Raw genomic sequence first — 13,590 nt, 5'->3', positions numbered from 1 at the left:
GGGCGATTCCCCCGGGCGACCCGACCGACACCTCGAGGACGGCCCGCTGCCGGGACGCCTAAAGAACGGCACCCGCGCGATCACCGTCAGTCTGCCTGCCGACCAGCGTGTGCACTTCCGCTACCGGTTCGATGACGTGAGCGCCGTCGGCCACGACGGCTGCAACAGCTACCTGCATACCTGAGCGCTCATCGAGCGGGGTCAGCTGCTCTGGGGCGGGTAGACGGTCGGGTGAGGGCGGGGCTGTTGACGCCGAGGCATTTGGCAGTTGCGTCTACGCGTGGTCCCGCAGGTCGTCGATGGCGATCCAACGGTTCACTGTCGCCGTGTCCAGGCCGCTGTCGGCGGCGATCACCTCGGGGGGCGACACCGGCGCGCCACGCGGTCACGACGGCTTGGCGGAGGTCTTCGGAGCGTGCGCCAGACCGGCCAGGCTGCGGGTGGCGAACCTGCCCCGCCAGGTGCGCACCGTGTCTACATGCAGCCGCGTCTGCGCGGATACCCCGGGAACTGGAGCGCCCATCGACAGCCAGTAGCACGATGGTTGCGCGCCACCGGTCTTGATGCGGGAGCTTGTGACCGTGGGCCATCTTCTTGAGCTGGTGGCGCCCGGAGGTGGTCAGGATGAGCGACACGAAAGGAAACCGCCAGTCTCGGGGAGAATGGTTGGGGATGGTCAACCGCCCTGCACCGAGGCGCCGTTCGCTTCGCGCTCAAGGGTTGCCTGTACTGCGAACCAGGCTCGGTGCCGGCTACCGTATCGCTGAATCTCCGAATCAGTGACGATGGCACCGGTCTCCGACAGCCGCTCCAGCATACGAGCCACGTGCGGGCGCACCCGCTGCACACGTTGATGCCGGGCGGCGCGTTCGATCCCGCCAACCGGAACAGGTGGTTGCGCTCGGCCGGCGTGAGCCGCAGGGCGCGGGCCAGCGCGTCCCGGATTCAAGCCGACGGCTGCGGCCCCCGGGCCTGCTCCGGCCGCGTGTAGTAGTCGTCCGACATGTGGGCGAGCTCCGCCGCCTCTTCGCGGCGCAGGCCCGGTGTGCGGCGGGCGGTGCCCGTCGCCGCCGAGCCGATCTCGTGCGGACGCAGGGCCGCCCGGCGGTCCCGCAGGTAGTGGGCCACCTCCTGCCGTGCCACGTCGCCTCCTCCCACTGCCTGGTACAGGCTGTCCCTGGCGCGGCACCCACGATCAGGGAAGCGCGGTTGCCATGAACGAGCGCACAGCTCTGGTCACCGGTGCCGACAAGGGCATTGGCAGGGATATCGCCCGGCTGCTCGCCGACGAGGGCCTCACCGTGTACGTCCGCGCCCGCGGCCCTGGGCGCGGACAGCGGGCCGTCGAAGAGATCGGCGCCGGTGCCCGCCTGCTGATCCTCGACGTGAGAGATCCTGACGGCATCGCGCAGGCCGAGGCCGCCCAGGGTGCACTCCGCCTGGCCCTGTTGCTGGACGACGGCCCCACTGGCGGCTTCTTCTCCTGGGACGGAACGCCGGTGCCCTGGTGTGATGTCGGCGTCCGGATCCGCGTGACCGCCCGCCACGGTTGCCGCCCGAGCACCGGCGAAATGCGGCCGCCCGTTCTTCCGCCGACGTGCGCGTGCGGCTTCACGTGTGTCCGGGTGCCGCGCTTCTACCAGTAGTGCCGACGGCCGCCGACCTCATGGCCCACAGCCCCCAGGATCCACAGGATCAGCCCGACGACGACAAGGATGATCCCGATGATCCATAGGAAGGAGATCTTCACAAGGAATGCGACGATAAGCAGGATTACCCCGAGGACGATCATGATGTCCTCCGATCTCACGCGAAATGCTCTTCTTCCATCTTTGTCCTCAGCCGCCTCCGCGGCAACGCGCAGCAATCTCATCTGCCTCCTCACACAGGGGGGTGAGGAGGCAGAGGCGCGAACGTTCGCTCCGATTCGATGGTCGGGACCAGCCTGCGTGCACCTTCTGACAGAGCGCGGTCGGCAGGCGCTTCATCCCCACCCCTGTACCGTGCTGCGCCGACCGCGCCCGCGGGAGGGTCGCCCGGACCCGGCACGGGGCGGATCAGCGGGAGCGCTGACCTGCCGGCCGAGGCGGCCAACACCTGCCCCGAACCTCAACACCGACCTGGCCGAAACTCTTTCACCACAGCCCGCTCCACCGACCGGCCGCTACCTGATCGTCATCAGCGGCAAGGTGGTACAAGCGTTTCGACGCCCGCGAGGACAGCTGGACCGAGGTTGTCCTGAATCCCTGACTTACACGGTTCCGGACAGGGAGTCAGCGTCCTGCCGCCCCCTCCTGGCCTCCGCGAGTGGCGGAGCGGGCGAGCATGTGCCGGTTGCGCAGGTGCAGGAGCAGGTAGCGGGACCCTCAGGACGGGCGATGGGCCCGCGGAGCGAGTGCTCGTCGGAGGTGGCCAGGGTGTGCTCGGCCCAGGGGACGAGCACGATGGCGATCCGTGCTGTCCCGAGCGGGCCCGCCTCCGCCTCTAGCTCCAGTCGGCTGCCCGTTCCGTCCGCCGGTGAGCGGCAAGGCGCCCATAGGCCGTACGGGCTCCCAACCGATATGGAGTGGTCATCATGGTCTCCCCGCAGGGACAGGTCATCGCCCTCCTGGTCGCCCCCGAAGGGGTGGAACAGGCCGAACTCAGCGACCCGTGGCAGGCGGTGGAGGAAGCCGGAGGGACCGCCCGGTTGGTGTCCACCGAGGGCGGCCGGATCCAGGCGTTCAATCGCCTCGATCGCGCGGACACCTTCCCGGCCGACGCCGTCCTGGACGACGAGCCAGCGGGCGGCGTCGCTGCGGCCGACGGCTACGACGCCCTGGTACTGCCCGGGGGGCGCCAATCCCGACCAGTTGTGCACGCAGCCGACGGCTGTCGCCTTCGTCCGGTCGTTCTTCGCGGGCGGCAAGCCGGTCGCGGCGATCTGTCACGCGCCGTGGACCCTGATCGAGGCGGATGTGGTGCGCGGACGGACCCTCACGTCCTGGCCGATCCTCCGTACCGATCTGGAGAACGCCGGAGCTCACTGGGCCGACCGGGAGGTCCAGGTCTGCGCGGACGGGCCGAACGTGCTGGTCACCAGCCGCAAACCGGACGACCTGCCGGCTTTCGGCGAAGCCCTGGTCACCGAGTTCGCCAAGGGCGGCGTGCTCGGCACAGGCGGGAGCTGAGCCGAGTACGCCGGGGGCCACCCCGTGCTCGAAGTCCCCGGCCTCTGCCCGGCCGCCGCACGGCTCGACAGCTCACGTACCGAGTGACGGCTCACCTACCGACTCGACGAGAACGTGCGCCGCTCAGGCTACGACCCTGGCCCCGCGGTGCAGGCGGCGAGGGCCTCTCGGCCCGGGGCGGGAACAGCCGCAGCTCGTTGTCGCCGACCTGGACCAGTCACCTCGGGAATTTGGCATCGGTGTGGGATCGGATCGCCCGGCCAACGCCGCTACGCCGTCCACGCAGGAAAGGCGGTCCTGCACACTAAACTTGACTGATCATCAGATCCTGATGCATTCGGCTCGCTGAACCTGCTTCGGGCTCCCCGTCGCGCGAGTGATGGGCACCGGCACGGCCAGGGGTAGCCCAGCTGCCGCTCCGCTCGGGTCACCGCAAGCGGTACCCGAGCGGGGGCCTGGACTGAGAAGGCCCGCCGGGCCTCCGTATGTGTGATCAGTGGCGATCTGGACAGACGGCTCAGTGAGATAACGAGGAGCCGCATGGTGACAGCATGCTGCCGCAACGGCGCGTGATGGAGGGATCCGCACGCGCTGTTGCGGTCCGGCGCCGATCGGTCACAGGCCGGCATCGGCGGTGAGCAGGGCTGGCGCGGCGGCTGTGCGAGGCGTACGAGGCGCACCGGAGGAGAGGAGCCAGCACCGTGGTTGCACAGCCGTCACCGGAGAGCGGAGAGCGGGAGAGCTCGCAGGCCGTGCTCGACGCGACCAAACAGCTCGCGAGTGTACTGAAGGGCGACCAGCGGCGCTTCGCCCTGGCGGGGGGCGTGGCCGCGTACGCGCAGGGCGTGCCGAGGCGTTCGCTGCACGACGCGGACTTCTGCATCCTGAAAGAGGACGCCGAGAGCATCGCAGAGCTGCTGGGACGGGCCGGGATCCGCGTCTGGGAGCCCCCGGAGGACTGGTTGGTCAAGGCCGAGTGCCAGGGGCAGTTGGTCGACCTCATCTTCGAGCTCGCCGACCAACCGGTGACGCCCGAGCTTCTGGAGCGCGCGGACGAGTTGTCCGTCGACTCGGTTCGCATGCCGGTGCTCGCGCCCACCGACCTTCTCACCAGCCTGATCGGCGCGTTCTCCGAGCACCACTGCGACTTCGGTGCGGTCCTGCCGATCGCCAGGACGCTGCGGGAACGCATCGACTGGGACGTCGTCCGCGCGAAGGCACAGGGCGGCCCGATGCCCGAGGCCTTCCTCTTCCTGCTCGAACGGCTCGACGTCGTCGCCCCTGCGGGTGCCACCGGGGAGGTGTCGGGCGATGAGCGCACCTGAACAGCTCACCGAGTACCGGATCGGCCGGCTCCAACGGCGTCTCGCCGAAGGAGGTACGGCCGAGTTGGGCGTGCGATTGGAGGCGCACGGCGACACGATCGTCGTGACCGCCGTGGTCTCGACGTCGGCGTGCCGGGATGAGTTGCTGGCCGTGATCGCCGACGAGCTCCCCGACTCGCCGGTGCACACTGATGTGACGGTGGTGGCCTCCACCGCCCCCGGGTGTTCGGAGGCCATCTCATGACCGGTGTCGTGCGGGTCGCAGCCGTCGGGGACATCCACCTGGGCCCGGACAGCCGGGGCCTGCTCCGGCCCGCGTACGAAGCCCTGGCCGACGAGGCCGATGTCCTGCTGCTGGCTGGTGACCTGACCCGCCACGGGACTGCCGAGGAGGCTCGGGTGGTCGCCGGGGAGGTGCGGGACCTCGGGCTGCCGGTGCTGGCAGTTCTCGGCAACCACGACCACCATGCGGACCAGGCGGCCTCGGTGGCCCAGGTGCTGGCCGCAGAAGGCAGCGTGACGGTACTCGAGGGCAGCGGCGCGACCGTGTCTGCCGGGTCGCTGACACTCGGGGTCGCGGGGACGAAGGGCTTCGGTGGCGGGTTCGCGGGCCGCTGCGGCAGTGAGTTCGGCGAGACGGAGATGAAGGCCTTCATCGGGTGCTCACGCCGTCTGGCGGATGGTCTCGGCGCCGCGCTGGCGGGACTGGACGGTTGCGACGTCAAGGTGGCGCTCACCCACTACTCGCCGGTTGCGGACACGCTGCTCGGCGAACCGCCGGAGATCTATCCGTTCCTCGGCAGCTATCTGCTGGCCGAGGCGATCGACGGGGGCGGCGCCGACCTGGCCGTGCACGGCCACGCCCACGCTGGCACCGAACGAGGGCTGACCAGCGGCGGAGTCCATGTCCGCAATGTCGCCCAGCCCGTCATCCGTCACGCGTTCGCTCTCTACGAACTCCACCCGTCGCGGGTCGCCCGCTGAACAGCCGGCCACCGCGCGGTCACCGATGAGTCCCGGGCAGGCCCCAAGACGATTGGGAGGTGCGGCCCGGGCATCACCGTGGCTCCACGTCGGGAGTGTGCGGCGGATTCTGTTCAAGGCGTCCGCCTGGCCGGCCGCAGAGCTGGACGGGTGAACCCTGCTCAACGCGGCCTGGTCGGTGTTCGTGGCGGTGCCCGGCGTGGCACGCTCGATCAACCCGACTCGCTCTCGCCTGCCGACGGTCATATCGGCTACCGGTCGGAGGGGTTGCCGTAGCCGGAGGTTTGCGGATCGCAGGAGAGGTTAGGCGCGCTCGGCAGGCCAGAAGCGAACTTGAGCCCGCATTCCTGATCGTGTATGCAGCCTGGAGGTGGATCCGTGTCGATGAAGGTGTCCGACTACGTCCTCGCGCGTCTTCGGGACTGGGGTGTGGACCATGTGTTCGCCTATGCCGGTGACGGCATCAACGGACTGCTGGCCGCGTGGGGGAGGGCCGACAACCGGCCGAAGTTCGTCCAGGCGCGCCACGAGGAGATGGCGGCCTTCGAGGCTGTCGGCTACGCGAAGTTCTCCGGACGTGTGGGTGTGTGCGCCGCCACCTCAGGCCCCGGGGCGATCCACCTGCTCAACGGGCTCTACGACGCGAAGCTGGACCACGTTCCTGTGGTGGCGATCGTCGGGCAGACCAACCGCTCCGCGATGGGGGGCTCCTACCAGCAGGAGGTCGACCTGCTGTCGCTGTACAAGGACGTCGCGTCCGAGTACTGCGAGATGGTGACCGTGCCCGAGCAGCTGCCCAACGTGATCGACCGGGCGATGCGGATCGCCTACGCCAAGCGCACTGTCACCGCGATCGTCATCCCCGCCGATGTGCAGGAGCTCGACTACTCCCCGCCGTCCCACGCCTTCAAAATGGTGCCCTCCAGCCTGGGCATGGCCCCGTACGCGCCGATCCCCGCGCAGGAGGACATCCAGCGGGCCGCAGAGCTCCTCAACGCGGGGCAGAAGGTCGCCGTGCTGGTGGGCCAGGGCGCGCGCGGCGCCCGGGCCGAGGTCGAGCAGGTCGCCGAACTGCTCGGCGCCGGAGTGGCCAAGGCGCTGCTCGGCAAGGACGCCCTGTCCGACGAACTGCCCTATGTCACCGGATCGATCGGCCTGCTGGGTACCCGCCCGTCCTACGAACTGATGCGGGACTGCGACACCCTGCTGGTGATCGGGTCCAGCTTTCCGTATACGCAGTTCCTGCCGGAGTTCGACCAGGCACGGGCGGTGCAGATCGACATCGATCCCGGTATGGTCGGACTGCGCTACCCCTTCGAGATCAACCTGGTCGGCGACTCCCACGAGACGCTGACGCGGCTGCTGCCGCTGCTGGAGCGCAAGACCGACCGCTCCTGGCGCGAAACCGTGGAGAGCAACACCGCCCGCTGGTGGGAGGTGATGCAGCGGCGCGCCGCTGTCGACGCGGACCCGGTCAACCCGGAGTACGTCGTCCACACCCTGGACGGCCTGCTACCCGACAACGCGATGCTGGCCGCCGACTCCGGCTCCGCCGCCAACTGGTACGCCCGACACCTGCGGATGCGGGGCACCATGCGCGGCTCACTGTCGGGCACGCTGGCCACCATGGGCCCGGGCGTCCCCTATGTGATCGGCGCCAAGTTCGCCCACCCTGGCCGGCCCGCCATCGCCATCGTCGGCGACGGGGCGATGCAGATGAACGGACTCGCCGAACTGATCACGGCCGCCAAGTACTGGCAGGAGTGGGACGACCCGCGGCTGGTCGTCGCCGTCCTCAACAACCACGACCTCAACCAGGTCACCTGGGAGATGCGGGCCATGGAGGGCGCACCGCAGTTCGAGCCTTCCCAGGCCCTGCCGGACGTGCGCTACGCCGACTTCGCGGTCTCCGTCGGCCTGCACGGGGTGCGGGTCGAGAAGCCCGACCAGGTCGAGCCGGCCTGGCGGCAGGCGCTCGCCGCCGACCGGCCGTTTGTCATCGACTTCCGCACCGACCCGGCCGTGCCGCCGATCCCGCCCCACGCCACCCTGGACCAGATCCAGGCCGCCGCCTCCGCGATCCTGCACGGCGACAGCGATCGCGCGGGCATGATCCGCCAGGGCGTGAAAGCCAAGATCCAGGAGTTCCTCCCCGGCCGCCGCAACCGCCCCGGTACCCAGGAGGAGCAGTGAGGAAGTCCCTGGCCCGCCGCTTCGCCGAACTCCCGCACGGCGCCCGCCCCGAGCCGCAGCTGTCCGGTGGCCTCACCAGCCGGCCCCGGGAGCTCCTCGAATGGTTCACGCCCGGGCACACGGCCTCCCGGCAGAGCGCCCCCTATGTGCTGGACCGCCTGGTGCGCAACGTACGCCACGGCAGGTTCGAGCGATCACTCTCGCTGCTCACCGCCGCTGGTTCCGCCATCACCTGCGCGGAGATCTACCTCGAACACGACCGGGCCGGATTCGGCAACCGCATGATGTGGCTCCCGGTCCTGCTCGGACCGCTGGGGACAGCCGCCGGGGTGGCCGGCTACCGCAGTGCACGGATGGCCAGGACCGCCCTGCCGATCGCCTCGGCGGCGATCCTCGCCAACGGCCTGCAGGGAACGTACCTGCACGTCAGGGGAATCGCCCAGAAGCCCGGCGGTTGGTCGATGGCCCGCTACAACATCGAGATGGGCCCGCCGCTCTTCGCCCCGCTCCTGATGAGCATGGTCGGCGGCATGGGCCTGCTGGCCGCCGTCCTGCGTCGGGAGAAGTGACCGTGGCCGGGCCCACCCGCCCCCGCGGCACCACAGCCGGCGGCAGCAACCCCCGTTTCCCGGGCTTCGACGTGCTCTCCCAAGCCGACACCTGGGACCAGACCACGGCCGGCGTGGTGCTCGCCCGAACCAGCCTCCAGCCGGCCCTGCGGTTCTTCACCCCGGCCGAGGAGGCGATCGCGGGATCCCTCTTCGACCAGCTGCTGGCCCAGTGGGACGAGCCGAAGGTTGCCGTCCTGCAGATGGTCGACGCCCGCCTGGCGGAGCTGCAGAGCGACGGCTGGCGCTATGAGGAAATGCCCGAGGACGCCGAGGCATGGCGCAGATCGCTGCACGCGCTCGACCAGGACGCAGGAGAGCGCTTCGGAGGCGCCGGTTTCGCCGAACTGACCCGCAGCCGACAGTCCGACCTGATCCAGGCGGTCCAGGACCTCGGCGGCGAGAGCTGGCACGACATACCGGCCGGCCACGTATGGAGCTTGTGGACCCGCTACGCCTGCACCGCCTTCTACTCGCACCCTTGGGCCTGGAACGAGATCGGCTTCGGCGGCCCTGCCTACCCGCGCGGCTACGCCCGCCTCGGGATCGGTCTGCGGGAGCGCTGGGAGGCTCCCGACCAGGCGCCCACCGACCCGGTCGAAGCCACCGGCCGGAAGGACAGGGACTCATGACACGACGTCGCCAGACAGGTCCTGACACCGGACGCCACTCGCGGGCCAAGGCCGGATACGAGACGCTGCGCGAGAGCACCGGTTCCTTCCGTACGGTGCGCGAACGCAACGCCTCGGCCTGGCTGCTGCCGAACGACGGCTCGCGCTTCGACCACACGCTGATCGACGAAATGCGCCGTTACCCGGACGGCGACGAGGTCGACCTGGTGATCGTCGGCTGCGGAGCCGGCGGCGCGACGCTGGCTCAGCGGATGGCTCACGCCGGATGGTCGGTGGTGTGCCTGGAAGCGGGCCCGTTCTGGGACCCCGACACGGACTGGGTGAGCGACGAAGCCGGCTCCCACCACCTGTACTGGACCGAGCCCCGGGTGATCTCAGGCCGTGACCCGGTTCCGCTGGGGTCCAACAACTCCGGCCGGGGCGTGGGCGGTTCGATGGTCCACTTCGCCGGCTACACCCCCCGCCTGCATCCCAGCGACTTCCGTACCCTCAGCAGCGAGGGAATCGGCGCCGACTGGCCGCTGACGTACGCCGACCTGCGCGCCTCGTACGAGCGCATCGAGCACGAGCTGCCGGTGGCGGGTCAGTACTGGCCCTGGGGCGACCCACATCCCTACCCGCAGGCGCCGCACCCCGTCGGCGGCAACGGCGAGATCTTCCTGCGCGGGGCGGCCGCTCTCGGCATCGAGGCCAGGGTCGGCCCGGTGGCGATCTCCAACGGCCGGTTCGGCAACCGCCCGCACTGCATCTACCGGGGCTTCTGCCTGCAGGGCTGCAAGGTCAACGCCAAGGCCTCGCCGCTGATCACGCACGTGCCCGACGCGCTGGCCCACGGCGCCGAGATCCGCGCCGACTGCATGGTGAGCCGGATCGAAACCGATCCGCGAGGAGACCTCGCCACCGGCGTGCGCTACTTCCACCGGGGGCGTGAACACCTCCAGCGGGCCCGGTCGGTCGCGGTGGCCGGGTACTCGATCGAAACCCCGCGGCTCCTGCTGAATTCCGCCAACCGCCGTTTCCCCCAGGGCCTGTGCAACGACCACGACCTGGTCGGCCGTTACCTGATGGTGCAGGGCGCGCCGCAGACCGCCGGACGCTTCGTGGAGGAGATCCGGATGCACAAGGCCCCGCCTCCGGAAGTCTCCAGCGAGGCGTACTACGAGAGCGACCCGACCAAGCCCTACCGGCGGGGCTTCTCCATCCAGACCGTCTCGCCCCTGCCGATCACCTGGGCCGAGCATGTCACCGCGCAGGGCCACTGGGGCGAGGACCTGCGCGCCTACATGCGCGACTATGTGCACTGGGCGACGCTCGGGGCCCTGTGCGAGTTCCTGCCCGCAGCCGACAACCGAATCACGCTCGCCTCCGAACAGGACCGGTACGGCCTGCCGGTGGCCGACATGTCCTACAGCATGGTGGACAACGACCGGCAGCTGATGAAGGCCGCCCGCAGCGTCATGGAGGACATCCTGCACGCGGCGGGCGCGACCGAGGTGATCACCATCGAACGGTTCGCGCACCTGGTTGGGGGCTGCCGGATGGGCCGCGACGCCGAGCACGGCGTGGTCGACGCCGACCTGCGCAGCTTCGCCATTCCGAACCTGCTCGTCACCGACGGCAGTGTGTTCCCCACCCAGGGCAGTGCCAACCCCGCGCTGACCATCATGGCCCTGGTGGACCGAGCCGCCCGACGACTCATCGGCGGCGCCCGCTCCGGTCTGCGAGCCCCGGTCCGTGCGGAGGCCACGCGATGACATTGGGCCAGGACGCCGCGATCGAACGCATCGAGGTCTCGGTGTACACCGTCCCTACCGACGCCCCCGAAGCCGACGGCACCCTTGCCTGGAACTCCACCACCATGGTGCTGGCCCAGGTCTTCGCAGGCGGCGTGAACGGACTCGGCTGGACCTATGGGGCCGCCGCCACCGCACAGGTGATCACCGACCAGCTCGCCGAGGCCGTTGTCGGTCGACGCGCCCTGGACGTACCGGGCGCCAACGAGGCGATGAGCCGCGCCGTGCGCAACGCCGGCCGTCCAGGGCTGGTCGCCGGAGCGATCTCCGCCGTCGACATCGCCCTGTGGGACCTCAAGGGCCACCTCCTCGGCCTTCCCCTGGTGAGTCTGCTCGGCGCGGCCCGCCAGGAGGTGCCGGTGTACGGCAGCGGCGGATTCACCACCTACTCCGACGAGCAGCTGGAGCGTCAACTACGCCACTGGAACCGGGAACAGGGCATCCCCCGCGTCAAGATCAAGATCGGCGAGTCCTGGGGACACAACACCTCGCGCGACCTCGCCAGGACCAGTGCCGCCCGTGCATCGATCGCAGACGACGCCGAACTCTACGTCGATGCCAACGGCGGCTACACCCGCAAACAGGCAATCAGGATCGGCGCGGCCCTGGCCAATCTGGGCGTGAGCTGGTTCGAGGAACCGGTCTCCTCCGACGACCTGCCGGGACTGCGCCAGGTCCGCGACACCGTCCAGCCGGACGTCGCCGCCGGCGAGTACGGCTACGACCTCCCGTACTTCGCCAGGATGGCCACCGCCGGCGCCGTCGACTGCCTGCAGGCTGACATCACCCGCTGCGGCGGCGTCACCGTCTGGCTGCGCGCCGCCGCCACCGCCCAGGCCCTGGGCCTGGACATCTCCGGGCACTGCGCCCCGCACGCCCATGCCCATGCGGCCGCTGCCGTGCCGAACCTGCGCCACCTGGAGTGGTTCCACGACCACGTCCGGATCGAGCAGCTGTTCTTCGACGGCGCCCTCGACCCTGCGGGCGGATCCCTCACCGTTGGCGCCGACGGCAGACCCGGCCTCGGCCTCGAACTGCGCCACGACCGCGCCGAGCGCTACCGCGTCCCCCTGCGGAACGGGGGGACGGCGTGATCGCCGACACCCCGTCAGGCAACGCCTTCCCCCTCTACGCCCTGCGTGACTACGCCCTGCTCGCCGACGGCGAGCGCGGTGCACTCATCGGCCCCCGGGGCGACATCGCCTGGATGTGCGCGCCGAGCTGGGACTCCGACGCTGTGTTCTCCAACCTCGTCGGAGGCGCAGGTGCATACGCCGTCACCCCGGTCGGACGCTTCGTCTGGGGCGGCTACTACGAAGACGGCACCATGATCTGGCGCAGCCGGTGGACCACGGAAGCGGGCATCCTGGAGTGCCGCGAAGCCCTGGCCTTCCCCGGCGACGAGCACCGCGCGGTCATACTGCGGCGCATCACCGCAGTGGACGGCCCCGCCCGCCTGCACGTGGTCCTGGAGCTGGCACCCGGATTCGGCAAGGCCCCCGTGGGCGAGCCGGCGCGTGACGGGAAGGGGGTGTGGACCGCTCGCTCCGACGGTCTCCACTTCCGCTTCTCGGGTGCAAGCCGGGCCAGTCTCACCGAGGCGGACGGGTACCGATCGCCCCGGTGGGCCATGGACCTCCTCGTGGACGCCGGAAACCACTACGACCTCGTCCTGGAGATCTCCGACCAGCCGCTCGGCGAACCGGTGGACCCCGACCGGGCGTGGCGGGCCACGCAGGCGGCCTGGGCCGATGCCGTACCCGTGCTGGAGAACACCCTCGCCCCTCGCGATGCCCGGCAGGCCTATACCGTGTTGCGCAGCCTGACCGCCAGCGGCGGCGGCATGGTCGCGGCCGCCACCACGAGCCTGCCCGAGCGCGCGGAGGAAGGACGCAACTACGACTACCGCTACGTCTGGATCCGCGACCAGTGCTACGCCGGGCAGGCGATCGCGGCCGACGGTCCACACCCCTTGTTGGACGACGCAGTACGCTTCGTGACGGCACGTCTCCACCAAGACGGACCGAATCTCGCTCCCGCCTACACCACCACCGGCCGTCCGATCCCGGACCAGCGCAAGCTCGACCTGCCCGGCTACCCCGGCGGCTACGACATCGTCGGCAACCACGTCAACAAACAGTTCCAGCTGGACACTTTCGGTGAAGCGCTGCTGCTGCTCAGCTCCGCAGCCCGCCTCGACCGCCTCGCCTCGGACGACCGGCAGGCGGCCGAAATCGCCGTCGAGGCAATCCGTCGGCACTGGCAGCGGCCGGACGCCGGGATATGGGAACTGGACAACCGCGCCTGGACCCACAGCCGTCTCATCTGCGCCGCAGGACTGCGCGCGATCGCCGAAGCAGGTGCACCAGCCCGCCAGGCCACGCAGTGGATCAGCCTCGCCGACACGATCACCGCCGACACGGCAGCGCACAGTCTGCACCCCTCCGGCCACTGGCAGCGCTCACCGCAGGACCCGGAACTCGACGCCGCGCTGCTGCTCCCACCGATCCGGGGCGCGCTTGCAGCCGATGACCCGAGAACGGTGCAGACCCTCCGCATGTACACCGCGCAGCTGACGCAGGACCACTACGCCTACCGGTTCCGGCAGGACGAGCGGCCGCTGGAAGAAGCCGAGGGCGCGTTCGTGCTCTGCGGCTTCGTGATGGCGCTGGCCGAACTCCAGCAGGGCTGTGAGCTGGAAGCCGTCCGCTGGTTCGAACGCAACCGGGCGGCCTGCGGGCCGACGGGCCTCTACTCAGAGGAGTACGACATCGCGCAGCGGCAGCTGCGTGGCAACCTTCCCCAGGCGTTCGTCCACGCGCTGATGCTGGAATGTGCCGTCCGTCTGGCATCGGGAGGTGGTTCGCCCTGAGCCGTCTCATCTC

The 13,590-nt window shown here is 70.1% G+C and carries 10 protein-coding genes and 4 pseudogenes; 12 read left to right on the top strand and 2 right to left on the bottom strand.

The window, feature by feature from the left end; translation table 11 throughout:
- Positions 1–184: pseudogene (locus ACFC1R_RS30710) on the top strand (hypothetical protein); the annotation flags it as partial.
- 588 nt (positions 185–772) lie between these two features.
- Here ACFC1R_RS30710 and ACFC1R_RS30705 read toward each other — a convergent pair.
- Positions 773–1,143, bottom strand: a pseudogene (locus ACFC1R_RS30705) (helix-turn-helix domain-containing protein); the annotation flags it as partial.
- Positions 1,144–1,214: 71 nt separating this feature from the next.
- Between ACFC1R_RS30705 and ACFC1R_RS30700 the strand changes: the two are divergent.
- Positions 1,215–1,460: pseudogene (locus ACFC1R_RS30700) on the top strand (SDR family NAD(P)-dependent oxidoreductase); the annotation flags it as partial.
- Positions 1,461–1,636: 176 nt separating this feature from the next.
- Here the strand turns inward: ACFC1R_RS30700 and ACFC1R_RS30695 are convergent.
- A complete protein-coding gene (locus ACFC1R_RS30695; RefSeq protein WP_231591446.1) occupies positions 1,637–1,792 on the bottom strand; it encodes a DUF6131 family protein in 156 nt (51 codons plus the stop codon).
- A 783-nt stretch (positions 1,793–2,575) separates the two neighbouring features.
- Here ACFC1R_RS30695 and ACFC1R_RS30690 point away from each other — a divergent pair.
- The 10 genes and pseudogenes from ACFC1R_RS30690 (at position 2,576) to ACFC1R_RS30645 (ending at position 13,577) form a co-directional block, all read left to right on the top strand.
- Positions 2,576–3,170 (top strand): annotated as a pseudogene (locus tag ACFC1R_RS30690) (type 1 glutamine amidotransferase domain-containing protein).
- A 701-nt stretch (positions 3,171–3,871) separates the two neighbouring features.
- Positions 3,872–4,495: a nucleotidyltransferase family protein gene (locus ACFC1R_RS30685; protein ID WP_375944144.1), complete on the top strand. Its 624-nt coding sequence runs from the start codon at positions 3,872–3,874 to the stop codon at positions 4,493–4,495.
- A complete protein-coding gene (locus ACFC1R_RS30680) occupies positions 4,482–4,739 on the top strand; it encodes a hypothetical protein (RefSeq protein ID WP_375944142.1) in 258 nt (85 codons plus the stop codon). Before ACFC1R_RS30685 ends, ACFC1R_RS30680 begins: the two co-directional genes overlap by 14 nt.
- A complete protein-coding gene (locus ACFC1R_RS30675; RefSeq protein ID WP_375944140.1) occupies positions 4,736–5,479 on the top strand; it encodes a metallophosphoesterase in 744 nt (247 codons plus the stop codon). Before ACFC1R_RS30680 ends, ACFC1R_RS30675 begins: the two co-directional genes overlap by 4 nt.
- A gap of 384 nt (positions 5,480–5,863) precedes the next feature.
- Positions 5,864–7,672 carry a thiamine pyrophosphate-requiring protein gene (locus tag ACFC1R_RS30670; protein ID WP_375944150.1) on the top strand — a complete coding sequence of 603 codons (1,809 nt, stop codon included), beginning with the start codon at positions 5,864–5,866 and terminating at the stop codon, positions 7,670–7,672.
- On the top strand, positions 7,669–8,241 hold the full coding sequence (locus ACFC1R_RS30665) for a hypothetical protein (RefSeq protein ID WP_375944138.1): 573 nt from the start codon (positions 7,669–7,671) through the stop codon (positions 8,239–8,241). The genes ACFC1R_RS30670 and ACFC1R_RS30665 overlap by 4 nt, the downstream gene beginning before the upstream one ends.
- A gap of 2 nt (positions 8,242–8,243) precedes the next feature.
- Positions 8,244–8,912, top strand: a complete 669-nt coding sequence (locus tag ACFC1R_RS30660; RefSeq protein ID WP_375944136.1) for a gluconate 2-dehydrogenase subunit 3 family protein — start codon at positions 8,244–8,246, stop codon at positions 8,910–8,912.
- A complete protein-coding gene (locus ACFC1R_RS30655; RefSeq protein WP_375944134.1) occupies positions 8,909–10,666 on the top strand; it encodes a GMC family oxidoreductase in 1,758 nt (585 codons plus the stop codon). The genes ACFC1R_RS30660 and ACFC1R_RS30655 overlap by 4 nt, the downstream gene beginning before the upstream one ends.
- The gene (locus ACFC1R_RS30650; RefSeq protein WP_375944133.1) at positions 10,663–11,799 is read left to right on the top strand and encodes an enolase C-terminal domain-like protein; all 1,137 of its coding nucleotides are present in this window, start codon (positions 10,663–10,665) and stop codon (positions 11,797–11,799) included. Before ACFC1R_RS30655 ends, ACFC1R_RS30650 begins: the two co-directional genes overlap by 4 nt.
- A complete protein-coding gene (locus tag ACFC1R_RS30645; RefSeq protein ID WP_375944131.1) occupies positions 11,796–13,577 on the top strand; it encodes a glycoside hydrolase family 15 protein in 1,782 nt (593 codons plus the stop codon). Before ACFC1R_RS30650 ends, ACFC1R_RS30645 begins: the two co-directional genes overlap by 4 nt.
- The last annotated feature ends 13 nt before the right edge of the window (positions 13,578–13,590 follow it).

Origin of the sequence: Kitasatospora sp. NPDC056138, from assembly GCF_042264695.1 — a bacterium.
Lineage (GTDB): Bacteria > Actinomycetota > Actinomycetes > Streptomycetales > Streptomycetaceae > Kitasatospora.
Note: the sequence above shows the minus strand (reverse complement) of the source record. Positions and strands in the feature narration are given on the sequence as shown.